The following is a 24675-nucleotide window of genomic DNA, read 5'->3' as shown; positions in this document are numbered from 1 at the left end:
CAGCATGACCGCGAAGCAGCACCCGTTGTCCCTGTCCGCGGAGGACCGCGCCCGGGTGGAGGAGGTGGACCAGTTGGCGCGCCGGGGCCCGGCGAGCCTGCCGGTGCTGGTGGACGGGCTGGACGCGCCGTCGTGGGCGGTGCGCCGCGCCGTGGTGTCCGCGCTGGCGCGCCTGGGCTCCGCCGCGGTGGAGCCCCTGTGCCAGGTGCTGCGCCACCGCCGGGACAACGAGGCGCGCATCGCCGCGGCGGTGGACGCGCTGGTGGCCGCCACGGGGGACGTGGAGGGCCCGGTGGAGCTGCTGGGGGACGACCCCAACCCGGCCATCGTCTGCGACGCCGCCCAGGTGCTGGGCCGCCGCCGCAGCCGGAGGTCCGTGCCGCTCCTGTCGCGGCTCATCGTCCACCCGGACGACAACGTGGCGGTGGCCGCCATCGAGGCGCTGGGCCGCGTGGGCGGCGGCGCGGCGGTGGACGCGCTCCTGTCCTCGCTGGGCAGCGGCAACTTCTTCCGCATCTTCCCCGCCATCGACGTGCTGGGCCGCTCGGGCGACCCCACCGTCGTGCCGGCGCTGATGGCGCTGTTGTCCGACCCCTTCTACGTCCTGGAGGCGGCGCGCGCGCTGGGCCGCACCGGCCAGGAGGCCGCGGTGCCCGCGCTGGTGGGGCTGCTCCAGCGCGGCAACGACGCGGTGGTGCGCGTGGCGGCGGTGGCGCTGGTGGAGATCCACGACGCGCAGGTGCAGCGCTTCGGCGGCGCGCGCACGGTGCCGTCGGTGCTGCGCTCCAGCTCGGCGGAGCCGCACCCCACCGGGCGGCGGCTGGCCCAGGTCATCGCGGGCGCGGACGCGGGGGAGAAGACCGCCCTGGCGCGCCTGCTGGGCTGGGTGGGCGGCGCGGACGCGGCCACGGGGCTCCTGAAGCTTCTGGACTCGCAGGACCTGGGCGTGTCGCGCGCGGCCGCGGCGGCCCTGGGCGAGCTGGGCGCGGAGGCGGACCTCCAGATATTGCAGGCGCTGCGCGAGGGGGACAGCTCGCGCCGGCGGGTGCTGCTGCCCCTGGTGGGCAAGCGCTCCGCGGCGGTGCCGGACGTGCTGTTGTGCCTGGAGGACCGGGACGCGACGGTGCGCGCGCTGGCGGCGGAGACGCTGTCGCGCATTGGCGACACGTCCGCGGTGCCGGCCCTGTTCGCGCGGCTGTCGGATGACGACCCGCGCGTGTCGCAGGCGGTGGTGGGCGCCATCCAGTCGCTGGGCAGCGAGACGACGGAGGCGCTGGCGCTGGAGGCCGCGCGCTCCACGGACACGCGCCAGCGGCGGGCGGCGCTGCGCATCGTGGCGTACTTCGGCTACCCGCGCGGCCTGGACGCGCTGCTCCTGGCCATGCGGGACCCGGACGAGCGGCTGCGCGACGCGGCCATCTACGGCCTGCCCTTCATCGACGACCCGCGCGCGGTGGACGCGCTGCTGGCCGCCGCCAGCCACGAGTCGGAGCGCACGCGCGCCACCGCCATGCGCGCGCTGGGCCAGACGGACAAGCAGGCGCGCATCACCTCCACGCTGCTGGGCGGCCTGAACGACCGCGACCCGTGGGTGCGCTACTACGCGTGCCAGTCGCTGGGGAAGCTCAACGAGGAGGCCGCCGCGGACGCCATCGTCGCGCTGGCCAACGACGACGCGGGCCAGGTGCGCGTGGCGGTGGTGGACGCGCTGGCGCACATGCACACGGAGAGCGCCATGGCGGCGCTGCGCCGGGCGGCCGCCTCCGCGGACGCGGACGTGCGCCGCGCGGCCCTGCTGGGGCTGGGCGTGGCCCGGCGGCCGGACGCGCTGCCGGTGCTGCTGGAGGCGGTGCACTCGGAGGACCCCGCCACGCGGCTGGTCGCCCTGTCCGCCGTGGCGGAGTACGACGCGCCGGAGACGCTGCCCGCGCTCCTGCGCGCCGCCGGGGACCGGGATGACAGCGTGCGCAGCGCGGCGGTGGGCTTCCTCGCCACGCGCACGGGCCCGCACGCCACGCAGCAGCTTGTGTCGCTGCTGGGCGACGTGATGCTGCGCGAGCAGGTGGTGTCCGCGCTGGCGCTGCCGGTGGAGGGCCGGCTGCCCGGGCTGATGGCGGCGCTGGAGGCGGCGGACGACGCGACGGCGCCCCTGCTGGTGGCGGCGCTGGCGCGCATGCGCCGGGCGGACGCGCGGGCGGCGCTGATGCAGTCGCTCGTCGGCGCGAGCTCCGCGGGCCGCCGGGCCGCCGCGCCCGCCGTGGCGGCGCTGGGCACGGTGGAGGCGCGCGAGGCGCTGGACAAGGCGGCCCACCGCGACGAGGACCCGGAAGTGCGCCGCGCCTGCCTGCTGGCCCTGGGGCGCTAGGACAGCCACGGCCCATGAGCACGCTGCCGCTGTCCCCGCAGGTCCTGGCCATCCTCTCCATGCTCATCGAGCAGCGCTCCGGCCTGCACTACGGGGCGGAGGACCGGGACCTGCTGGCGGAGAAGCTGTCCACCCGGGCGCTGGACGCCGGGTTCGACTCGCTGCTCGACTACTACTACTTCCTCCGCTACGACCCGAAGGGGCCCCAGACGCTGGACTCGCTGGTGGAGGCGCTGCTCGTCCACGAGACGTACTTCTTCCGCGAGCCGCAGGCGCTGGAGGTGCTGGTGGATGAGCTGCTGGTGCCGGAGGTCCGCGCCGGCAGGAGGCCCCGCGTGTGGTGCGCGGCGTGCTCCACCGGCGAGGAGCCCCTCACGCTGGCCATGCTCCTGGACGCGCGCGGCATCCTGGGGGACGTGTCCCTCCTGGCCACGGACCTCTCCTCCCGGGCGCTGGAGCGCGCGAAGGCGGGGGAGCACAACCTGCGCTGCCTGCGCGCGCTACCCCCGGGCGTGATGGGGCGCTGGCTGGACATGGTGGACGGCCGCCCCCGCGTGCGGCCGGACCTGATGGCCAAGGTGGAGTGGCGGCAGCTCAACCTGGTGGACACGGAGGCCTACCCGGAGCCGGGGAGCTGCGACGCCGTCCTGTGCCGCAACGTGCTCATCTACTTCCAGGACGACACCGCGCGCCGCGTGGTGGACGGCCTCACCCGGACGCTGCGGCCCGGCGGGCACCTGGTGGTGGGCACCTCCGAATCCCTGATGCGCTTCGGCACGGCGCTGTGTTGCGAGGAGCGCCGCGGCGCGTTCTTCTATCGCAAGGCGGACCCGTGACGTTGCGCGTGCTGGTGGTGGACGACTCGGCGTTCGCGCGCAAGGTGCTGCGCAAGGTGCTGTCGGAGGCGCGGGGGCTGGAGGTGGTGGGCACCGCGCGCGACGGCCTGGACGCGCTGGAGCGGGTGGCGGAGCTCAAGCCGGACGTCATCACCCTGGACCTGGTGATGCCGTCGCTGGACGGGACGGGCTTCCTGCGCGCGCTGGCCGGCATGCCGGACGCGCCGCGCGTGGTGGTGGTGAGCAGCGCGGGCACGGACAGCGAGCTGGCGGTGGCCGCGCTCCAGGCGGGCGCGGTGGACCTGGTGCACAAGCCCACGGCGCTCGCCACGGACCGGCTCTACGAGCTGGGCGCGGAGCTGGTGGAGAAGGTGCGCACCGCGGGCAGCGCGGTGCCCCGCTACCAGCGGGAGCTGGCGAACGCCGCCGCCGCCCCGCCCTCCAGGCCCCTGCCCCCGGCGTCGTCGAAGCTGCTGGCGGTGGGCACGTCCACGGGCGGGCCGCAGGCGCTGACGCGGCTGTTGTCCGCGCTCCCCCGGGACTTCCCGGCGCCGGTGGTGCTCGCGCTGCACATCCCCGCCGGCTACACGGAGGCCGTGGCGAAGCGGCTGGACTCGCAGAGCGCGCTGGAGGTGGTGGAGGCGAGTGACGGCATGGAGCTGGTGCCGGGCCGCGCGGTGCTGGCGCGCGCGGGCCACCACCTGAAGGTGGCGCGGCACGGGGCGCTCAACCTGGTGCGCCTGGACCGCCATCCGCTGGGCACCCCGCACCACCCCTCCGTGGACGTGCTCTTCCAGAGCGTGGCGGAGGTGTGGGGCAGGGACGCGCTGGGCCTGGTGCTCACCGGCATGGGCGAGGACGGGCTCCAGGGCGCGCGGGCCCTGCGCGCCGCGGGCGGCGTGGTGCTCACGGAGGCGGAGTCCTCCTGCGTGGTGTACGGCATGCCGCGCGCGGTGGCGGAGGCCGGCCTGTCCAACGGCAGCGCGCCGCTGGACGCGCTGGTGCCCCTGCTCTCGCGCTTCGTCTGACGGGCCTTGGGGGCCGCCCGGCCTCAGTCGCGGTGCGAGGGCGGCGCGGGCGGCTCGGGCGGCGGGCCCTTCCGGGGCGGCGCGCGGCGCGGCAGCGTGACGGTGAAGGTGGTGCCGTCATCCTCGGTGGACGTCACGTCGATGGTGCCGCCGTGGGCGTGCACGATTTCGCGCACGATGTAGAGCCCCAGGCCGTAGCTCATCTTCAGCGTGCGCGTCTGCTGCGGGCCCTGGCGGAAGGGCTCGAAGAGGTGGGGCAGGGTGGCCTCCGGGATGGGGCGGCCCTGGTTGTGGACCGTCACCACCACCTTGTTGCGCAGCCCGCGCGTGGCCAGGCGCACGGGCGCGTCCACCGGGCTGTACTTGAGGGCGTTCTCCACCAGGTTGGACACCACCTGTGCCAGGCGGTCCGGGTCCCAGTGCCCCTGCGTGTTGCCCTTGTGCTCCACGACGATGTCGCGCTGCGGGAAGGCCACGCGGAACTCGTGCGCCACCTTGGCCAGCAGCTCCTGCGTGTCCGTGCCGCGCGGCTCAATCACCACGCCGCCCACCAGCCGGGCGCGGGTGAAGTCCAGCAGCAGGCGCGTCAGCCGCTCAATCCGCACCGCCGCGGTGGCGATGCGCTGGCTGGTGCGCGCCGTCTCCTCCGCGGGCCCGCCGGCCGCGAGCACGCGCGACCAGTTCATGATGGCGCCGAGCGGGCTGCGGATGTCGTGGCTGATGATGCCCATCAGGTGTTCCTGGAACTCGGCGTGCCGGCGCACCTCGTCCTCCGCCCACTTGCGCTGGGTGATGTCGCGGCTGATGCCGAACAGGCCGAACACGTTGCCTTCCGGGCCGCGCAGCGGGCCCTTGGTGGACATCCACACGCGCAGGTCCCCGCCGGGGTCGCGCTGTGAGTCCTCGTAGGTGAGGGGGTGGCCCGCCTTGAGCACGTCCCGGTCGTGCTTCGTGTTGGCGCGGGCCTCGTCGGGCGGGAACAGCTCCGCGTCGGTGCGCCCGCGCACCTCGGACACGCTGCGGCCCACGGCGCGCGCGCCCGCGGAGTTGATGACCTGGTACCTGCCCTCCAGGTCCTTGATGTAGATGGCGTCGGTGGTGCCCTCCATCACCGCCTGGAAGAGCTGACCCACGCGCTGCAGCTCGTGGCGGGCCTGGAACTCGTGGGTGATGTCGCGGCAGTGCACCAGCAGGCCGCCGTCCATGGGGCGGGCGCTCACCTCGAAGCACAGGCCGCCCTCGTGCCAGCGGTGCTCGTAGGGCGCGGCGGAGGGCTGCTCGGTGGCGGGCGCGTCCAGGCGCAGGCACGCGCCCAGCCCCAGCACGTCCGCCACCTTCTTGCGCAGGTCATCCCCCGGCTGGACGCGGGACCCCAGCAGCTCGCGCATGCGCCGGCTCAGCCAGGTGATGCGCCAGCCCGCGTCCACGCCAAGGAAGGCCTCCGGCAGCGCCTCCAGCAGCGCGAGCGGACCCGGGCCAGAGGCCTCCGTCGAGGACGGGGCGGAAGGACGGGAGCGCGGGCGGGCGGGAGCTTGGGCCATCGGTGGGTCGTCGGGGTGCGGGGAGCGGGTTCCTTCAGGTGGGAAACACAGCGGTGCCGCGGAGCGTGCCCGGCTTCAATGCCGGATGACGGGACCAGGGCGGCGAAGGGCGTCCTGGCCACCCGTTTACGCGAATCAGGGAGTCGTGGATTTCCGAGGGTAGGGAGGAACCTCTTGGAGGAAACGGGTGCGTGACATTCCTGTCGCCTGCTTCGCGCGCGAGGTCCACCACGCGACAGAAGCCACGGCTCTGGACAGGAACGGAGCGCATCCTGGCGAACCATACCCCGCGCGGGGCCAGGCGGGGGCCCCGCCCCGAGGGGTGACAGAGGCCTTGCGCCCCTGGCGGAGGGTTGCGGCCGGGGCGGATGGAGCGGGGCGCTCGGGTCCCGGGTGACCCCGGCTCAGGGCTTCCTGGCCTCGCGAGCCTCCCTTGCTTCCTTGGCCTCCCGGGCCTCGGCGTCGCCGCGCTCCAGCTTGCGGTAGAGCGTCTTGCGGTCCACGCCCAGGATGCGCGCGGCGAGCGTGCGGCTGCCGCCCACGGCCTCCAGCACGCGGTGGATGTAGCGGCGCTCCAGCTCCTCCAGCGTCACCAGCTCCGACGGGTCCGTGTTCTCCGGCACCACGCGCGGCGTGCTGTAGTTGCGGATGCGCTCCGGCAGGTCATCCACCGTGAGCTGCTCGAAGGACGTGAGCGCCACGGCGCGCTCGATGCAGTTCTGCAGCTCGCGCACGTTGCCCGGCCACCCGTAGGACAGCAGGCGCTGCGCCGCCGCGGGGGACAGGCCCACCACCTTCTTGCCCGTGCGGGACGCGAACTGCTCCACGAAGCGCTGCGACAAGAGCAGCACGTCGTTGCCCCGCGCGCGCAGCGGGGGCAACTCCAGGCCAATGACGTTGAGCCGGTAGTAGAGGTCCTCGCGGAAGCGGCTCTCCTCCACCGCCAGCTCCAGGTCGCGGTTGGTCGCCGCGACGATGCGCGCGTCGAAGGGCGTCTCCGTGTCCCCGCCCACCGGGCGCACCACGCGCTCCTGGAGCGCGCGCAGCAGCTTCGGCTGGAGCGTCATGGGCAATTCGCCCACCTCATCCAGGAACAGCGTGCCGCCGTTCGCCTTCACGAACAGGCCCGTGCGGGACGCCTTCGCGTCGGTGAAGGCGCCCTTCGCGTGGCCGAACAGCTCGCTCTCCAGGAGCTGCTCCGGCATGGCCGCGCAGTTGATGGCCACGAAGGGCCCCTCCTTGCGCCGGCCCCGCGCGTGGAGGGCGCGCGCGGCCACCTCCTTGCCCGTGCCGCTCTCGCCGGTAATCAGGACCGTGGCGTCCACGTCCGCCACCCGGTCGATGAGCGCGTACGCCTGCTTGAGCGCGGGGCTCTCCCCCACGAGCGCGCCGTCGTCCTGGCGCTGGTCCAGGGCCTGGCGCAGCCGGCGCACCTCCGCGCGCAGGGCGCGGTGCTGCACGGCGCGCTCCAGCACCAGCACCAGCGCGTCCAGGTCGATGGGCTTGGTGATGAAGTCGTAGGCCCCCGCGCGGATGGCGGCCACCGCCGTCTCCAGGCTGCCGAAGGCGGTGACGACGACGACGGGGATGTCCGGCCGGTTGAGCACGATGCGCTCGCACAGCGCCAGGCCGTCCATGCCCGGCATGCGCAGGTCGGTCAGCACCGTGTCGAAGTCCTCGGCGGCCAGCTTCTGGAGCGCCTCGTCCGCGGCGGCCACGGCCACGGGCTGGAAGCCCCGGCGCTGGAGGCCCTTCTCCACCATGGCGCGCATCTCGCGCTCGTCTTCGACAATCAGGATGCGGCCTGGCATGCGTGCGTCCCCGGCGGCAGGTAGATGGAGAAACAACTCCCACGGCCCGGCTCGCTTTTCACGTCAATCCAGCCGCCGTGGTCCCGCACCATCCCATAGGAGACGGACAGTCCGAGCCCCGTTCCCTCGCCCACGTCCTTGGTGGTGAAGAAGGGCTCGAAGACGTGGGGCAGCACGTCCGCGGGGATGCCCGTCCCCTCGTCCTCCACGTCCAGCCGCACCCAGTCCTGCTCCGGGCCGCCCACGTCCGCGGGCGGCGTGGCGCGCAGCACCTGCGAGCGCACCCGCAGGGTGCCCGGCCGGTTCATCGCGTGGAGGCCGTTCATCACCAGGTTGGTGAGCACCTGCTGGAACTGCCCCGCGTCCACCTCCACGGTGAAGCCCTGGGGCACCTCCTGGGACAGCGTCACGCCCCGCTTGGTGGCCATGGGCTTGAGCAGCGACAGCGTGCGCTCCGCCAGGAGGGACAGGTCCTCCGGCGCGCGGGACGGCGTGCGGCGCCGGGCGAAGTCCAAAAGCTGCCGGATGATGCCGGTCATGTGCTGCGCCTGCTGGAAGATGATGCGGGCGCACTCGTTCACCTCGTCGCCCTCCGCCTCGCCGGAGGAGACCATCTTCGCGCGGCCCATGACGACGTTGAGCGGCGTGCCCAGCTCGTGCGCCACGCCGGACGCGAGCTTGCCCACCGTGGTGAGCCGGTCCGCGTGCCGCAGGTGCTCCACCGTGCGCAGGCGCGCCGCCGTCTCCGACGCCAGCCGCGCGCGCGTCTCCTCCAACTGCTCACCCATCCGGTTCATGGCCACCGCCAGCGTCGTCAGTTCATCGCCCTGCTCGCGCCGCAAGGGGACGCGCGCGGTGAGGTCGCCCTCGCCAATCCGCCCGGCCAGGTGCACGAGCTGCTCCACGGGCTGGCCCACCAGCTTGCGGCCCATGGCCATGGCGGCCAGCAGGAAGAACAGGGACAGCGCCGCCGTGGCGATGAAGGTGCCCACCACGGTGGTGCGCACGTGCATCTCCTGCTCGGACATGGACTCGGTGATTTCAATGGCGCCCATGCGCCGGCCCAGGAACACCGGCGTGTACGAGCGCAGCACGCCCGGGCGGGTGGTGTTGTCCATCAGCCAGCCGTCGTTGCCCGCGCGCAGGCTGAGCAGCAGGGCGGGGGGCAGCGCCGGAGCGAAGCCGGAGCCCGGCCCCCCGTCCAGCCACACCCAGCGCAGCCGCACCTGCTCCTGGAAGCGGTTGGCCTGGTTGAGGAGCGTGAGCGCCTCGGCCTCGCCCGCCAACTGCCACGCCTTGCCAATGGAGCCGGCCAGCGTGTGGCCCAGCAGCCGGTGGTCGTGCTGCGTGTCGATTTCCGACCGGGCGAGCTCCCGGTTGACCTGGAACGCCTGGAGCCCGGCCATCACCGCGACGGCGAGCAGCACCAGGGCCAGGGTGAATTTGCGAGCGAGCTTCACGGAAGAGGCAACCCCCGGTTCGTGCGTGAGGGGGAAGGAACACACGGACCGGGGAGGTACGCTACGGGTACCGCGGGTGCTGCGTCACGACAGGGTGTGGCTAGTTGCTGCCCGAGCCCTCGGCCGGCGCGGCGGGGGCCTTCTGGGGGGCGCCCTGCTTCGCCTTCTTCGCCTTGGTGCCGGCCTTCGCCTGGGCGGTGGGCGCGCTCTTGGCGGCCTTGGGGGCGGCGGCGAACGCGCCCATGGAGGCGAGGGACAGGGACAGACCGAGGACCAGGGCGGAAGTGCGCTTCATGGAGAGACTCCGTGTCATGCCCGCGAGTGTGAAGTGGGGTGTGGGGTGCGGGCTGACGGGGGCTAGAGCATTGGCCATGCCAACACGCGCCCCAGAGCGGGGGTGCCGCCAACGCGGGGCATGATGGCCATGCATGCCTGGGGCACATTGCCCCGGCGGGGGCAGGATGCCCCGGAGGCCCCCGCGACCTGACGGCGCCACGTCCCCCGAGGGCACGTGGCATGCGCCATGCTCCTTTCGCAATCCAATGACGAACGCACCTCCCCAAGAAGAAGCGGCGCACGCCGCGCGCATCCTGGTGGCCGAGGACGACGACGCGATGCGCGCGATGCTCGTGCGCACGCTCAAGCGCGCGGGCTACACGGTGGTGGAGGTGGAGGACGGCTTCGAATTGGGGGACTACGTGGCGATGATGCAGGGGCACGGGGGCACGCTCGCCCCGCCGGACCTCATCGTCAGCGACGTGCGCATGCCGGGGCGCACCGGCCTGGAGGCGCTGGGGCGCTTGCGCGCGCAGGGCATCGCGTGCCCCGTGCTGCTGCTCAGCGCCTTCGCGGATGAAGAGACGCACGCGGAGGCCCTGCGGCTGGGCGCCCGGCGGCTGCTGGACAAGCCGGTGGACCTGGACGTGTTCAAGGCCGCGGTGCGCGACGCGGTGGCGCGGCCCTGAAGCGGCTCAGGCCGGCGTCCCCGCGTCGGCCGGCGGGGCCTCGGGGGCGGGAGCGCCGTTGAGCTCGGCGCGCAGCCGCTCCCGGTCCAGCTCGTTCTCCCAGCGGGACACGACGATGCTGGCCACGCCGTTGCCAATGAAGTTGGTGATGGCGCGCGCCTCGCTCATGAACCGGTCGATGCCCAGGATGAGCGCCAGCCCCGCCACCGGCACGGACGGCACCACCGCCAGCGTGGCGGCCAGGGTGATGAAGCCCGCGCCCGTCACGCCGGAGGCGCCCTTGGACGTGAGCATCGCCACGCCCAGCAGCGTGGCCGTCTGCGCGAGCGTCAGGTCCACGTTGAGCGCCTGGGCCACGAACAGCGCCGCCATGGTGAGGTAGATGTTGGTGCCGTCCAGGTTGAAGGAGTAGCCGCTGGGCACCACCAGCCCCACCACGGACTTGGAGCAGCCCAGCCGCTCCAGCTTCTGCATCAGCGGCACCAGCGCGGACTCGGACGATGACGTGCCCAGCACCAGGAACAGCTCCGCGCGGATGTAGCGCAGGAACTTGAGGATGGAGAAGCCCGTCACCCGCGCCACCAGCCCCAGCACGCCCACGATGAACAGCGCGCACGCCAGGTAGAAGCACCCCATGAGGCGCAGGAGCGGGCCCAGGCTGGTGATGCCGTAGGCGCCCAGGGTGAAGGCCATGGACGCGCCCGCGCCAATGGGCGCCAGCTTCATCACCGTGCCAATCATGTGGAAGAAGGCCTTGGAGAGCGCCTCGAAGAGCACGACCACGGGCCTGGCCTGCGCGCCAATGGCCGTGAGCGAGAAGCCGAACAGCAGCGCCAGCAGCAGCACCTGGAGCAGGTCGCCCTCGCCGGTGAAGGCGTCCACGAAGGTGCGCGGGATGATGTGCAGCAGGAAGCCCGCGGTGGACTGGTCATGCGCCTGCTGGGCGAAGCGGGCCACGGCGCTCGCGTCCAGCGTGCGCGGGTCCACGTTGAAGCCGGCGCCGGGCTTGAGCACCGTCACCACCAGCGCGCCGATGACGAGCGCGAACGTGGAGATGACCTCGAAGTAGAGCAGCGCCTTGCCGCCCACCCGGCCCACCTTCTTCATGTCCGCCACGTTGGCCACGCCCAGCACCACGGTCAGGAAGATGACCGGGGAGATGAGCATCTTCACCAGCGCGATGAACCCGTCGCCCAGCGGCTTGAGCTTCACCGCCGTGGACGGCGCGAAGTGGCCCAGCAGGCCCCCCGCGAGGATGGCGGCCAGCACCCACAGGTAGAGGCGGGAGGACTTGGAGCCGTTGGCGCTCATGGTCGTGTGCTCCCCCTCAGGCCGACTCCTGCTCGGCTTCGTCCTTCTCGAACAACTGCTCCAGCTCCCGGCGCGCGCGGACGATGACCTCCATCATCTTCTTCTCGTCCTTGAAGACCTTGGCGCTCTCCAGCATCAGGGCCTCGTCGTGCTCGCGGAAGCGCTCCACGGAGCGGCGGGCCTCCGCGAAGGTGAGGCCCAGCTCCTGGAGCACGTCGCCGGCCATGGCGAGGCTCGCGTCGAACGTCTCGCGGATGAGGTGGGTGACGCCCAGGTCCATCAGCCGGTACGCGTGCTCGCGGTTGCGCGCCCGCGCGTAGATGGTCAGGTGCGGGAAGTGCTCCTTCACCATCTGCGCGGTGCGCAGGGACGCGGCCATGTCGTCGATGGCCAGCACGAACACCTTCGCCTTCTCCGCGCGGGCGGCGCGCAACAGGTCCAGCCGGGACGCGTCCCCGTAGAACACCTGGTTGCCGAAGCGCTGGATGAAGTCGATGTGCTCCGCGCTCGCGTCGATGGCGGTGAACCCGATGCGGCGGGCGCGCAGCAGGCGGGCCACCACCTGCCCCACGCGCCCCATGCCCGCGATGATGACCGGGTGGTCCTCCTCCGGGGCCACGTCGTACTCGCGCTGCGGGCCCTTGGGCTTCAGGCGCGGCGCCACCCAGCGCTCGTGGATGGCGGACAGGAACGGCGTCACCACCATGGACAGGCCCACCACCAGCACCAGCAGGTCCGCCTGCTCGCGGTCCATCACGTGGAAGGACACCGCCAGGGAGAAGAGGACGAAGGCGAACTCACCGCCCTGGGAAATCACCACCGCCAGGCTCGCCGCGGAGCCCGGCTTCTTCAGCCCCACGCGGCCCAGGCCATACAGCACCAGCGCCTTGAGGAGCGTGAGGCCCAGCACCAGCGCCAGCACGCGCAGGGGCTCGCGCGCCAGCAGCGCCAGGTTCACGGACATGCCCACGGCGATGAAGAACAGGCCCAGCAAGAGGCCCTTGAAGGGCTCGATGTCCGCCTCCAATTCGTGGCGGTACTCGGACTCCGACAGCAGCACGCCCGCGAGGAACGCGCCCAGCGCCATGGACAGGCCCACCGCGCTGACCAGGGACGCGGTGCCCACCACCACGAGCAGCGCCGTGGCGGTGAACAGCTCCTGGCTGTGCACGGACGCCACCGCGCGGAACACCGGCCGCAAGAGGTAGCGGCCCGCCACCACCACCCCCAGCACCGCGCCCACGGCCTTCAGGGCCATCAGCCACCCGGCCTCCGCGGCCGGCGTGTCGGACGTGCCCAACAGCGGCAGCGCGGCCAGCAGGGGAATCACGGCCAGGTCCTGGAACAGGAGGATGCCGAAGGCCAACTGCCCGTGCTCGGTGGTGAGCTGGTTCTTCTCCCCGAGCAACTGGAGCGCGAACGCGGTGGAGGACAGGGACAGGCCGAAGCCCGCGATGATGGCCGCGCCCCAGGACAGGCCCAGCGCCTTCGACACGCCCGCGAGCAGCAGGCCCGTCAGCACCACCTGCGCGCCGCCCATGCCGAACACGGAGCGGCGCAGGTTCCACAGGCGGGAGGGTTGCAGCTCCAACCCGATGACGAACAGCAGGAGCACCACGCCCAGCTCCGCGATGTGGAGGACGTTCTCCACGTCGGAGATGAGGCCCGCGCCATACGGCCCGATGGCCGCGCCCGCCGCCAGGTAGCCCAGCACGGAGCCCAGCCCCAGCTTCTTGAAGAGGGGCACGGCGACGACCGCGGCGGCCAGGTACACCAGCGCCTGATGCAGGAAGGACATAAGGCGCCTGCATGGCACGCTGAAGGCCACCTCGGCAACAGGCGTGGGATGCGGCCCGGGCCTGCCCGGGCGCCCTCGGACGCGGGCCGCGCGGCGTCAGTGCTCGTAGGGGTCGCGCGGACGCGACATGCCGCCGGCCTGCTGGGGAACGGCGACGGGCACGCCCACGTGGGCCACGGGCAGGGTGAAGGTGAAGACGCTGCCGGTGCCCAGGATGCTCTCCGCGCGGATGGAGCCGCCGTGCGCCTCCACCAGGCCCTTGGCGATGGCGAGCCCCAGGCCGGTGCCCCGGGCGGCCGCGTCGCGCGCCTGCCAGTAGCGGTCGAAGATGTGCGGCAGCGCGTCCGGCGCGATGCCATTGCCCGTGTCGCGCACGTCGAAGGACACCTCGCCGCCGCGCATGACCGCCTTCACCGCCAGCGTGCCGCCCGGCGGGGTGAACTTCACGGCGTTGCCCAGGAGGTTGCCCATCACCTGGAGCACGCGGCTGCGGTCGCACTTCACGCGCAGGCCCTCCGTGGGCAGGTCCGCCTCCAGGTGCAGCCCCTTGGCCTCCGCCAGCGGCCGGATGGCCTCCAGCGCCTCGGTGGCCAGCGCCACGGCGGTGTGCTCGCCCAGCTCCAGCGGCAGGTGGCCCGCCTCCAGGCGGCCCCAGTCCAGCAGGTCGGAGATGAGCCGCGACATGCGCTCCGCCGCGTCGTTGATGCGCGTGGCCTGCTTGGCCACCGCCTCGCCGCCCGGCTTGCCCGCCGTGCCGCGCAGGAGTAGCGCCGCGCCCAACTGCACCACGCCCAGCGGGTTCTTCAGGTCGTGCGACACCACCGCGAGCAGGTCCTCGCGCGCGCGGGCCGCCCGGCGGGACTCACCCACCAGCCGCGCGTTGTCGATGGCCAGGCTGGCGCGCAGGCACAGGTCCTCCGCCAGCGCCAGGTCGTCCGGGCCGTAGCGGCGGCCGGAGCCGGAGCTCACGAACGTCACCGCGCCCAGCGTGTGGCCGCGCGCGCGCAGCGGGATGATCATGTACGAGCGGGCCTGCAGCGCCTGGAGCATCGCCGGGTGCGCGGGCTCCGCCGCCGCCGCGCGCAGCAGCGACTCCGTCACCGCCGGCACCAGCTCCGGCTCGCCCGTGCGCAGCACGCGCAGCAGGCCCACGGGCGCGTCCTCGCGGACCTCCATGCGCATGGGCAGGCCCCGGGCGCGCTCCTGCTGCGTCGGGTCCAGGCACGCCACCGCCGCGCGGCCCACCCACGAGCCCTGCTCCAGCGCGTCCACCAGGCACCAGTCCGCCAGGTCCGGCACCGCCAGGTGCGCGAGCAGCGTGTACATGCCCTGCGGATCCGGCGGGTGCGTGAACAGCGTCGTCATCGCCTGGTACAGGAAGGAGCGGCGGCGCTCGGCGGTCTCCACCTCCGCTCTCGCGGCCTGCTCCAGCTCCAGCGCGCGTGAGTAGACGGCCTCGGCCTCCGTGAGCGCCCGCGCCGTCACCAGCACCGCCGGGGACGCCTCCGCGTCCGCGCCCAGCGGCGTGAGCACCAGCGCGTGCCGGTGCAGGCCCTGCGCTCCCGGCCAGGGCGCCTCCACGGTGGTGGACTCGCGCAGCGTCACCACGCGCACGCGCGCGGTCTCCAGCGCGGCCAGCGCCTCCTGCGGCAGCCCCAGCTCGCTCCAGTGCCGTCCCGGAACCGCGCCCGCCTCCAGGCCGAGCGCGCGGGCGCCCGCCGCGCTGCACGACACCAGCCGGCCTGTTCCATCCAGCAGGTAGGCGGGGTCGGGGATGGCGGCGAACACCGCTTCGTAGGCCAGGCCGGTCGTGGGAGCGCTCATCGGGAGGAGGGGGGCGTGGGGAGACCCCGATTGGACCCGATATTGACACTCCGTGCCAGGGCCGCCATTCCGGCCACGAACTCCGACGAATCAATTTCACTCAACCAACACTTCAGCCCAGCCGCCCCCCAGGCTGGAGCAGCGCCAGCAGCCTGCGGGCGATCTGCCCGAGCGGCAGGACCTCGTGCGCCAGGTTGGCGCCCACGACCACGGCGGGCATGCCGTAGACGACGGACGTCGCCTCGTCCTGGGCAATGACCCGCCCGCCCGCCTGGTGCAGGTCCCGGATGCCGTCCAGGCCGTCCTGGCCCATGCCGGTGAGCACCACCGCCAGGGCCGTCTGCCCGTAGGCGCGGGCCACGGAGCGGAAGAGCCAGTTGGCGGACGGCCGGAAGCCCTGGATGGGCGCGGCGCCGGACACCTGCGCGCGCTGGTCCATGGTGACGCCCAGGTGCTTGTCGTCCGGGGCCAGGTACACGGTGCCGGCGGTGAGGGGCTCGCCGTCCTCGGCCACCTTCACGCGCAGCTTCGTGGCCGTGCCCAGCCACGTGGCCAGGCCGGAGCCGAAGCCCAGCGCGATGTGCTGCACCAGCAGGATGGGGGGCGGGGGCGTGTCCCTGCCGCCCAGGTCGGACAGGATGCGGTGGAGCGCGGCGGGGCCTCCGGTGGACGCGGCCATCGCCAGCACGGCGGGCGGGCGGGCGCCGGGCGTGGGCGTGGACTCCTGCGGGGGCTGCGGCGTGGCGGCGCGGTCCGGCCAGCGGCGCACCACCTTCACCTGGGCCATGGCCTTGAGCGTGTCGCGCAGGCGGCGGCTGTCCGCCTCGAAGTCCGGCGACTCCGGGCCCACCGGCTTCTGGAGCACCGCCAGCGCCCCGGCCCTCAGCGCGGCCATGGACGTCTGGATGTCACGCTCCACCAGCGTGGACACCACCACCACCGGCGTGGGCACCTCCGTCATGATGCGGCGGGTGGCGTCCAGGCCGTCCATGCGCGGCATCTGGATGTCCATCGTCACCAGCGCGGGCTGCAGCCGCTGGCACAGCTCCACCGCCTCCAGGCCGTCCCGGGCCTCGCCCACCACGGTGAGCGCCGGGTCGGTGCGGAGGATCTCCACCAGCAGCCGTCGGGCGGTGGGCGAGTCCTCGGCCACCAGGATGCGCAACGGTTCGGTCTTCATAGCAGTCGCCTCAGGGTCTCCAGCAGACTCGTGGGGTCAAACGCGCTCTTCACGATGTAAGCGCTCGCGCCGGCTTGCAGGCCGCGCGCCTTGTCCTCGGGCTTCTCACGCGACGTGACGAGCACCACCGGCACCCGCCCGAAGCGTGGAGAGGTGCGCACGGCCTCCGTCACCTGGAAGCCGTCCATGCGCGGCATCTCCACGTCCATCACCATGGCGTCCGCGCCGCCCGCCTGGAGCCGCTCCCACGCCTCCGCGCCGTCCGCGCACGCGACGACCTCGTAGCCGGCGCCCTCCAGGATGCTCTGCTCCAGCATGCGCGTCGTGGGCGAGTCGTCCGCCAGCACCACGCGCCGGCGCGCCACCTGCTCCTTGGGCGTGGGGAAGAACTGGGCGGAGGGGCGCCCCCCCGCGGCCCGCACCAGCGACGCGGGGTTGAGCAGCAGCGCCATGCGCCCATCCGGGAGCACCGCCGCGGCGGCCACGTGCCGGGCGCGCTTCACGCGGCTGCCCAGCGAGCGCACCAGCACCTCCTGCTCCGCGATGACCTCGTCCACCACCAGCGCCGCCTGCGCGGTGCCCGCGGACAGCACCACCGCGGGGGGCCGCGCCCTGGGCGGCCCCGGGGGCAGCTCCAGCACGCCCGCGAGCGACGCCAGCGGCACCAGCGCCTCCGGCGTCACCCAGGACATGCGGCCCTCCACCTCGCGCACGTCGGAGGGGGACAGGCGCAGGAGCCGGTCCACGCCCTCGCTGGCGAGCGCCAGCACCTGCCCGCCCACGGACACCAGCAGCACGCGCAGGGTGCTCAGGGTGAGGGGCACGTCCAGCGTGAAGCGGGTGCCCTGGCCCGCCTTGAAGGCCACCTCCACGCTGCCGCGCAGGGCCTCCACCTGGGCGCGCACCACGTCCAGGCCCACGCCCCGGCCGGACACCGCCGTCACCTTCGCCGCGGTGGACAGGCCCGGCAGGAACACCAGCCGCGCCGCGTCCTCGTCGTCCTCGGGCGCCTCCAGGCCCCGGGCCCGCGCGCGCTCGCGCAGGGACTCCAGGTCCAGGCCGCGCCCGTCGTCCTCCACCGCCACCTCCACCCGGCTGCCGCGCAGCCGCGCGGACAGCACCACGCGCCCCTCCTCCGGCTTGCCGTGGCGCACGCGCTCCTCCGGCGCCTCCAGGCCGTGCGCCACCGCGTTGCGCACCAGGTGCAGCAGCGGCTCGCGCAGGGACTGGAGCAGGGAGCGGTCCAGCTCCAGCCCGCCGCCGTGCACCTCCATGCGCACGCGCCGGCCCAGGCCGTGCGCCACGTCGCGCGCGGCGCGCTCCAGGCCGGTGCAGCCCTCCTCGAAGGGGAGCATGCGCGCGCGGCGCACCTCATCATCCAGGCCGGTGGAGGACTGGAACAGCGCGCGGCGGTCCTGCGCCAGCACGCGCGCCACCCGCGCCAGCTCCAGCTCCACGCGGCGCAGCGTCGCCTCGGACTGTGTGCCGCGCACCCGCTCGCGCAGCCCCGTCACGTCGTCGCGCAGCGCCTCCAGGGACTCGGCGTGGCCCTCCAGGCGCAGCATCGCCACGCGCAGTTCACCGCTGCGGCCCAGGAGCGCGTCCAGCTTCTGCCCGGACACGCGCACCGGCAGCGTCTCGCCGCTGGCCTGCGAGGGGAGGGCGGGCTCCGGCTCGGCCTCCGCGGGCTTCTCCGCGGAGGCGGGGGCGGCGGGCTCCGGCTTCGGGGCGGGCGCCGGCGGGGGCCGGGAGGGCGTGCCGTGCGCGGCCTGCTCCAACTGGGGCAGCAGCGTCTCCAGCGGCGAGCCGGCCAGCTCCTGGCGCGAGGCCAGCCGGCGGCCCGCGTCGTCCAGCGCGTCCACGGTGGCGAAGCACAGCTCGAAGAGGTCCGGCGTGGCGGCGCGCCCGTGGATGAGCGGCTCCAGCACCTCCTCCATGCGGTGGCAGGCGTTCTCCACCATGCTGGCGCTGGCCGCGCGTGACGCGCCCTTCACGCTGTGCAGCGTCCGCAGGATGCCGGGGATGAGCTCCTTCGCGCGCGCCGGGGCCTGCTCCAGCGCGAGCAGGTCGCGGTTGAGGGACACCACGTGCCCCTCCAGCTCCTCCAGGAACGAGTCCAGCAGCGCCTGCGCCAGCCTGTCGCGATCCATGGGTTAGCGCCCGAACTCCCCGAGCAGCCCCTTGAGCTTCTGGCCCATGGCGTTGATGTCCTGCATCGCGCGCTCCGTCTGCCGCGACGAGATGAGCCCCTGCTGCGTGGCCTGGTTCACGTCGTGCATCGCCTGGCGGATCTGCCCGATGCCGGTGGCCTGCTGGTTGGCGGACGCGGCGATTTGGGCGGCCGTGAGCGACGCCTGGGTGAGCAGGTCCGCCAACTGCTGGATGGTGGCGCCCGCCTCCGTGACGACGCGCGTGGCGGCGGACACGCTCTTGGTGCCCTCCTCCGTGGTCATCACCGCGCCGTGGGTGGCCTTCTGGATCTGCCCCAGGATCTGGCGCACCTGCGCGGTGGCCTTCTTGGACTGGTCCGCCAGGGCCTTCACCTCGGAGGCGACCACGGCGAAGCCGCGGCCGTGCTCGCCCGCGCGGCTCGCTTCAATGGAGGCGTTGAGCGCGAGCATGTGCGTCTGCTCGGAGATGTCGTTGACGGTGGTGATGATGTCGCCAATGGCCTGGGCCTGCTCGGCCAGGGCGAGGATGCGCGACGCGATGGACTCCACCTGGTCGCGCACGGCGCCCATGGAGGACACGGCCTCCTCCACGGCGCGGCGGCCGGAGCGGCCCACCTCCTCGGAGTGACGGGCGGACTCGCTCACCGCGCGGGCGCGGCCGGCGGCCTCCTCCGACGTCTTGGTGATCTCCTCGATGGTGCTCACCGTCTCCGTGACGGCGGTGCCCTGCTCCTGGGCGCCGGCCACCTGCTCGGTGGTGCTGGCGAGGATCTCGGAGGACGCGCCGGCCAGTTGGTTGACGAACTCCGCCACGGTCTTGAGCGTGTGCTCGCGCTGCTCGGCCTGCTTCGCCAACTGCACCTCCGCCTGCTGGCGCCGCTCCGCCATGCCATTGAAGGCGCCGGCCAGGTCGGCCATCTCGTCCTTGCCGCGCACGTCGATGCGGTGGGTGAGGTCGCCCTTGCCCAGTTGCTCCGCGCCGAAGGTGAGCTTGCGCAGGGGGTCGGTGATGCCGCGGGTGATGACGAAGCTGCCCACGCCCACGATGGCCAGGCCCAGCAGGGTGCCCAGCGCCAGCACCCAGACGCTGCGCTGCGCGGCCTGGGTGGCGGCGTCGGAGTACTGCTTCCAGCGCTCCTCCTCCGTGTCGCGCATCTCGAAGATGATCTCCCGGATGCTCTCCATCTCCTTCTGGCCGCGGTTGGTCTTCACGATGGCCTGGGCCGCCTCGAAGCCCTGCTCGCGGCGGACGCGGATGGTGTCCGCCAACTCGTCCAGCTTGTTCAGGACCAGGGGCTCCAGCTTCGCGAAGCGCGCGCGCTGATCCGGGTAGCGGGCCATCGCCGGGCGCAGGGCGTCCAGGTCCGTGCGCAGCTCGGCCAGGGCGTTCTGGTACGGGCGCAGGTAGGTGTCATCCCCGGTGAGGATGAAGCCGCGCTGGCCGGTCTCCGCGTCCACGACGAGCGCGCGCACCTCGCGCAGCAGCTTGTAGTTGTTGTGGGCCTCCAGCAGGCCCTCAGTGGTGGTGGTGAGCTGCTGGGCGCCCTGGAAGGCCACGCCGGCGATGATCAGCAGCACCAGCAGGGACAGCCCGAAGCCCAGCGCGATGCGATTCCCGATGCTCATGCGACTCCTTCTTCGGAAAGCTCGAACACGAGACGCTCGTCGGCGAGGAGGGCCTCTCCCTCCAGGACGAGCGTGCCGTCGGGGCTGACGCCGGACACCAGCGCGCCCGCTTCCTCTTCCAGGGAGGGGGGCGCGGGCAACAGCTCCGTGCCCGTCAGCACCGCCACCTCCACCACCTCATCCGTGCGCAGGCCCAGCTCCGCGCGGGCCGTGCCCACCACCAGCACGGGGCCGGTGCCCTGCGCGGCGGGCCGGCCGAACAGCGGGGCCAGCTCCACCACGGGCAGCACCTCGCCGCGCAGCAGCGTCAGGCCGCGCAACAGCGGCGGCGCGCCCGGCAGCAGGGTGAGCTCCGGTGCGCGCAGGACCTCCAGGATGAAGCGCGACTCCAGGGCATACACCTGGCCCGCGGCCCGGAAGCGCACCATCTCCCGCTGGCTGCCGGGCAGCACGGGCAGCTCCGGCGGGCGGGCCAGGGAGAGGGCGCGCGCGTCGAGCGCGGCGAGGGCCGCCGCGTCGGTGAAGGCGTCGCGCGCCTCGGTGGCGCGCTCCAGCGCCTCCAGCCGGGCCCGGACCTTGTCCCAGTCGATGTTTCCCTCGCGCTTCGGCATCCGCTCGCCTCTTTAGACTTCGGTCCGCTCCAGGCGCCGCCACTCCGCGCGGGCCACGTCCGCCAGCGCCCCGGCCCGCTCACCTTCGGCCAGCGGCACCAGCGCCTCTGGCGACAGCTTCCGGCACAGCCCTTCCGCCTCGCGGTAGGCCCGGGCGGCGGCGGCGGCCTGGTCCTGCCGGCGCAGCACGTGGCCCAGGAGCAGGTGGCCCACCGCGAGCCCCGGCTCCAGGTAGAGCGCCTGCCGGGCGGACTTCTCCGCGTCGGTCAGCCGCGCCTGTCCCAGGAGCAGCAAGGCCTCCAGATACCGCAGACCGGCGACCAGTGGGTGACGAACCGCGGCCTCCGCGCAGGCGAACAGCGCCGCGCGCGGGTCCAGGTTGGCCAGTGCACGAACCGCGGCCAGGGCGCCCTCCGGGTCCGCCGACCAGGCCCCGGCCCGCCGGGCGGCCTCGCGCCAGTCGCCGCGGGCCAGCGCCGCCCGCACGGCCTCCAACGCCTCCACGCTGAGCGTGAAGCGGGTGCGGGTCCCGGACGTGGAGGCCTCGCCGGCGCGACCCGCCGGTGTCCCCGCCGAGGGAGCACCGCCGCCCGAAGTTCCGAGGCCCGACGAGGGCGCACCGCCGCCGGGAGGCCCGAGACCCGAAGCGGGAGCACCGCCGCCCGCAGCTCCGAGGCCCGACGAGGGCGCACCGCCGCCGGAAGGCCTGAGACCCGAAGCGGGAGCACCGCCGCCCGAAGTTCCGAGGCTCGACGAGGGCGAACCGCCGCCGGAAGGACCGAGGCTCGAGGCAGGAGCACCGCCGCCGGGCGTTCCCGGCGCGACGCCTCCCTCCAGGGACGGCCGGAGCCCCGGCGACGGGGAGGCGCCAGGGACGGGGAACGAACCGGCTCCGGGACGTCCGGCGGAGGCCGCGCCCGGCGGGCCCACGGTGAAGGGCGTGCCATCCGCGCGCAGCGGCGCCAAGGGCTGGAGCGGCACGAAGTGCCCGGCGTTCGAGCCGGCCAGGGGCCTGCGGTACAGCACGCCCCACTCCGTGAGGACGGGCTCGAACGGCGCGTAGTCCCCGAGCGGCGGATCCGACGGCCCCGTGAACAGGTACCCGCCGTCGTTCAGCGACGCATGGAGCCTGCGCGCCACGCCCTCGATGGTGGCGCGGTTGAAGTAGATGAGCACGTTGCGGCAGAAGACGACGTCCAACTGCCACAGGCCGCTCTCCGCCGAGGGCCACGTCTCCAGCGCCAGGTTGAGGTAGCCCAACTGCACGTGGCGCTTCACGTCCTGCGACAGCAGGTAGTAGCGGCCCTCCTGCTTGAGGTGGGGGCGCATGCGGTCCGCGGAGGGGCCGCGCAGGGACCAGTCCGTGTAGCGGGCCTTCTGGGCGCGCTGGAGCGCGGTGCGCGACACGTCCGTCGCGCGCACCGTCATGTGGTCCTCCCAGCCCTCGGCCATCAGCAGCGCGGCGATGGAGTAGGGCTCCTCGCCGGAGGAGCACGCCGCGCTCCACGCGCGCAGCAGGTGGTCCGGCCCCTGGCGCTCGCGCAGCTCCGGCAGCACCACGCGGCGCAGGTGGTCGAAGTGCTCGTGCGTGCGGAAGAAGTACGTCTCCCCGATGGTGAGCTCGGTGAGCAGGTCGTCCAGCAGCGCGTTGTCGAACGACAGCTCGCGCAGGTAGACCTCCACGTCGTCCTGGTCGGCGCGGGCCATGGCGCGCTGGATGCCTTCCAGCGCGGCGGCCAGGCAACTGGGCGCGGCGAGCCCCGCGCGCTCCTCCACCAGGGCGAGCACCTCCTTGAAGCCCGGGGGGAGGACGCCGCCAATCAAGCGGGCTCCGGAAGGGCTCCGAGCGCGGTGTCGAGTTGCAGGGCCTCCGCCTCGGAGAGGAACGAGCGCAGGTCGTGCACGAGCACCAGCCCGTCCGGGAGCTTCGCGGCCCCGGCCACGTACCCCACGCCCGGCAGCTCCCTGGGGGACGGGTCCCACTCCCCGGGGGTGACGGCGTGCAGCCCCTCGGCCCGGTCCACGCGCATCGCCACCGGCCGTCCCCCGGCGGAGGCGACGATGAAGTGGTCCATGGGGGACAGGGCGCGAGCGGGGTGGCGGAAGCGGCGCCGCAGGTCCAGCACGGGCAGCAGCTCGCCGCGCAGGTTGAGCAGGCCCTCCACCACGTCGGGGGCCCGGGGCAGGGGCGTGAGGCGCGCGGCGCGCACCAGCTCGCGCACATCCTCCACGGGCAGGCCATAGCGCTGCCGCTCCAGGGTGAACAGCAGGACTTCCTGTGGGCGGGCCTCCGAGGGGGGATTCATGGATGCGCGTCGCAGGCTACAGGAGGGAGGGCGCCCTGGGGATTCAGGATGTTGGCCCGTCTTCCAGAGAACGCTCCGGGGGGGAGGGAGCGGGGGGCGGCCTGGAGCCAACGCCCGGCGGAGCGCCAGGAGTCCCGGGAGGAAACGCTTTTTCGTGCGGGCCGTCCTCAAGGGACAGTCGCCAGCAGGCACGGGGCCGGGCATCGTGAGGCACATGGTTCAGCACGTCATCGTCGTGGGCGCGGGCCCGGGGGGCCTGACGGCCGCCATCAACCTCGCGGGGCAGGGTTTCCGGGTCACCGTGGTGGAGAAGGACGCGGTGCCCGGCGGCCGGATGAAGGGGCTCACGCTGGGCGAAAGCGGCGAGTACGCGGTGGACACCGGCCCGTCCATCCTCCAACTGCCCGGCATCCTGAAGCAGATCTTCTGGCGCGCGGGGAAGCGGCTGGAGGACTACGTCACGCTGGTGCCGGTGGACCCGAACACGCGCGTGCACTTCTGGGACGGCACGCACCTGGACACGCGGAGAGACCTGGAGCGGATGGGCCAGGACCTGGAGCGGTTCGGGCCGGGGAAGGGGCGCGCGCTCCAGGAGTGGATGGAGGACGGGCGGCGGAAGTACGCGCTCGCGTACGAGAAGTTCATCTGCACGAACGCGGGCAGCCTGGACTACTACGCGCCCTGGCGGCTCGCGCCCACGCTGCGCTTCAAGCCGTGGCAGACGCTGTACAAGCAGTTGGACTCGTTCTTCCACGACGACCGGATGACGTACGCGCTGGCGTATCCGTCGAAGTACCTGGGGCTGCACCCGACGACGTGCTCCTCGGTGTTCAGCGTGATTCCGTTCATCGAGCTGTGCTTCGGCGTGTGGCACGTGCAGGGCGGGTTCCGGGAGCTGTCCCGAGGGATGATGAAGTGCGCCCAGGACCTGGGCGCGACGTTCCGGATGGGCACGGCGGTGGAGCAGGTTCGCACGGAGGCCGGGCGCGCGGTGGGCGTGAAGCTCGCGAGCGGCGAGGTGCTGGACGCGGACGCGGTGGTGGTGAACGCGGACCTCGCCTACGCGGCCCAGAAGCTGCTGGCCCCGGAGCTGCGCGAGGGCACGCGCCTGTCGGACGGGGCGCTGGAGCGGGCGAAGTATTCGTGCAGCACGTTCATGGCGTACTACGGGCTGGACACCACGTACGCGGACCTGCCGCACCACCTCATCTACCTGTCGGAGAGCGCGAGGCGCACGGACAAGGACGCGCTGGAGGACCGCACGGTGGACGTGGACGACCCGCCCTTCTACGTGTGCAACCCGGGGGTGACGGACGGCACGGGAGCGCCGAAGGGGCACTCGACGTTGTACGTGCTGGTGCCCACGCCCAACACGGCGCGCCCGGTGGACTGGGCGAAGACGGAGGCGACGCTGCGCGAGCGCATCCCGAAGATGCTGGAGAAGGTGGGCATCAAGGGGCTGCGCGAGCACGTGAAGGCGGAGCGCTACTTCACGGCGGAGACGTGGAGGGACGACTTCAACGTGTTCCGCGGCGCGGTGTTCAACCTGTCGCACACCTGGATGCAACTGGGCCCGCTGCGGCCCCGCGTGAAGAACGCGCAGGTGGACGGGCTGTACTTCGTGGGCGGAGGCACGCACCCGGGCAGCGGGCTCCTGACCATCATGGAGAGCGCGAACATCGCGGCGGACTACCTCACGCGTGAAGCCGGCAAGGGCCCGCTGAAGGGCTGGCCGTACGTGCCGCCCATGGAGGACGCCGGAGAAGAGGCGCCGCTCCGGATGGCCCGGAGCGGCTGAGGGGGCGCGCCGGCCTTCACTCCATGTCAGACCTCCCCGGTAGG

Annotated in this window: 18 protein-coding genes; 5 read left to right on the top strand and 13 right to left on the bottom strand. The window is 73.4% G+C overall.

Annotated features, from left to right (window positions below; all coding sequences use genetic code 11):
* Window positions 1–4: 4 nt before the first annotated feature.
* The 3 genes from K8612_RS11520 to cheB (K8612_RS11510) are packed head-to-tail and all read left to right on the top strand — an operon-like array spanning window position 5 to window position 4229.
* Complete coding sequence (locus K8612_RS11520; RefSeq protein WP_223741078.1) at window positions 5–2365, top strand: HEAT repeat domain-containing protein; 2361 nt, start codon at window positions 5–7, stop codon at window positions 2363–2365.
* Between the two features lie 14 nt (window positions 2366–2379).
* The gene (locus K8612_RS11515) at window positions 2380–3201 is read left to right on the top strand and encodes a protein-glutamate O-methyltransferase CheR (protein WP_223740819.1); all 822 of its coding nucleotides are present in this window, start codon (window positions 2380–2382) and stop codon (window positions 3199–3201) included.
* The gene (gene cheB, locus K8612_RS11510) at window positions 3198–4229 is read left to right on the top strand and encodes a chemotaxis-specific protein-glutamate methyltransferase CheB (RefSeq protein WP_223762300.1); all 1032 of its coding nucleotides are present in this window, start codon (window positions 3198–3200) and stop codon (window positions 4227–4229) included. Before K8612_RS11515 ends, cheB (K8612_RS11510) begins: the two co-directional genes overlap by 4 nt.
* 23 nt (window positions 4230–4252) lie before the next feature.
* On the opposite strand, the gene K8612_RS11505 is transcribed toward cheB (K8612_RS11510), so the two are convergent.
* From K8612_RS11505 to K8612_RS11490, 4 genes are all read right to left on the bottom strand, one after another.
* Window positions 4253–5770 (bottom strand): ATP-binding protein, encoded by a 1518-nt coding sequence (locus K8612_RS11505; protein ID WP_223762299.1) that lies wholly within the window; start codon window positions 5768–5770, stop codon window positions 4253–4255.
* Between the two features lie 404 nt (window positions 5771–6174).
* Complete coding sequence (locus K8612_RS11500) at window positions 6175–7581, bottom strand: sigma-54 dependent transcriptional regulator (RefSeq protein WP_223740822.1); 1407 nt, start codon at window positions 7579–7581, stop codon at window positions 6175–6177.
* Window positions 7563–9041, bottom strand: coding sequence for a HAMP domain-containing sensor histidine kinase (locus tag K8612_RS11495; protein WP_223740823.1), 1479 nt, complete (start codon window positions 9039–9041; stop codon window positions 7563–7565). Before K8612_RS11495 ends, K8612_RS11500 begins: the two co-directional genes overlap by 19 nt.
* A gap of 100 nt (window positions 9042–9141) precedes the next feature.
* On the bottom strand, window positions 9142–9336 hold the full coding sequence (locus K8612_RS11490; RefSeq protein WP_223740824.1) for a hypothetical protein: 195 nt from the start codon (window positions 9334–9336) through the stop codon (window positions 9142–9144).
* A 247-nt stretch (window positions 9337–9583) separates the two neighbouring features.
* On the opposite strand from K8612_RS11490, the gene K8612_RS11485 reads away from it, so the two are divergent.
* On the top strand, window positions 9584–10006 hold the full coding sequence (locus tag K8612_RS11485; protein WP_223762298.1) for a response regulator: 423 nt from the start codon (window positions 9584–9586) through the stop codon (window positions 10004–10006).
* 6 nt (window positions 10007–10012) lie between these two features.
* Here K8612_RS11485 and K8612_RS11480 read toward each other — a convergent pair whose 3' ends face one another.
* From K8612_RS11480 to K8612_RS11440, 9 genes are all read right to left on the bottom strand, one after another.
* Complete coding sequence (locus K8612_RS11480; RefSeq protein WP_223762297.1) at window positions 10013–11317, bottom strand: dicarboxylate/amino acid:cation symporter; 1305 nt, start codon at window positions 11315–11317, stop codon at window positions 10013–10015.
* A 16-nt stretch (window positions 11318–11333) separates the two neighbouring features.
* Window positions 11334–13115 (bottom strand): monovalent cation:proton antiporter-2 (CPA2) family protein, encoded by a 1782-nt coding sequence (locus K8612_RS11475; RefSeq protein ID WP_223762296.1) that lies wholly within the window; start codon window positions 13113–13115, stop codon window positions 11334–11336.
* 96 nt (window positions 13116–13211) lie between these two features.
* Window positions 13212–14939 (bottom strand): ATP-binding protein, encoded by a 1728-nt coding sequence (locus K8612_RS11470; protein ID WP_223762295.1) that lies wholly within the window; start codon window positions 14937–14939, stop codon window positions 13212–13214.
* 112 nt (window positions 14940–15051) lie between these two features.
* Window positions 15052–16119: a chemotaxis-specific protein-glutamate methyltransferase CheB gene (gene cheB / locus K8612_RS11465; protein WP_223762294.1), complete on the bottom strand. Its 1068-nt coding sequence runs from the start codon at window positions 16117–16119 to the stop codon at window positions 15052–15054.
* Window positions 16116–18269, bottom strand: coding sequence for a response regulator (locus K8612_RS11460; RefSeq protein ID WP_223762293.1), 2154 nt, complete (start codon window positions 18267–18269; stop codon window positions 16116–16118). Before K8612_RS11460 ends, cheB (K8612_RS11465) begins: the two co-directional genes overlap by 4 nt.
* Window positions 18270–18272: 3 nt before the next feature.
* Window positions 18273–19916 carry a methyl-accepting chemotaxis protein gene (locus tag K8612_RS11455; RefSeq protein WP_223762292.1) on the bottom strand — a complete coding sequence of 548 codons (1644 nt, stop codon included), beginning with the start codon at window positions 19914–19916 and terminating at the stop codon, window positions 18273–18275.
* A complete protein-coding gene (locus K8612_RS11450) occupies window positions 19913–20527 on the bottom strand; it encodes a chemotaxis protein CheW (protein ID WP_223762291.1) in 615 nt (204 codons plus the stop codon). The genes K8612_RS11455 and K8612_RS11450 overlap by 4 nt, the downstream gene beginning before the upstream one ends.
* A gap of 12 nt (window positions 20528–20539) precedes the next feature.
* Complete coding sequence (locus K8612_RS11445; protein ID WP_223762290.1) at window positions 20540–22351, bottom strand: protein-glutamate O-methyltransferase CheR; 1812 nt, start codon at window positions 22349–22351, stop codon at window positions 20540–20542.
* Complete coding sequence (locus K8612_RS11440) at window positions 22348–22833, bottom strand: chemotaxis protein CheW (protein ID WP_171423634.1); 486 nt, start codon at window positions 22831–22833, stop codon at window positions 22348–22350. The genes K8612_RS11445 and K8612_RS11440 overlap by 4 nt, the downstream gene beginning before the upstream one ends.
* 214 nt (window positions 22834–23047) lie before the next feature.
* On the opposite strand from K8612_RS11440, the gene K8612_RS11435 reads away from it, so the two are divergent.
* Window positions 23048–24631, top strand: a complete 1584-nt coding sequence (locus K8612_RS11435) for an NAD(P)/FAD-dependent oxidoreductase (protein ID WP_223762289.1) — start codon at window positions 23048–23050, stop codon at window positions 24629–24631.
* Window positions 24632–24675: the final 44 nt, after the last annotated feature.

Origin of the sequence: Corallococcus sp. AS-1-6 (assembly GCF_020037015.1) — a bacterium.
Taxonomy (GTDB): domain Bacteria; phylum Myxococcota; class Myxococcia; order Myxococcales; family Myxococcaceae; genus Corallococcus.
Note: the sequence above shows the minus strand (reverse complement) of the source record. Positions and strands in the feature narration are given on the sequence as shown.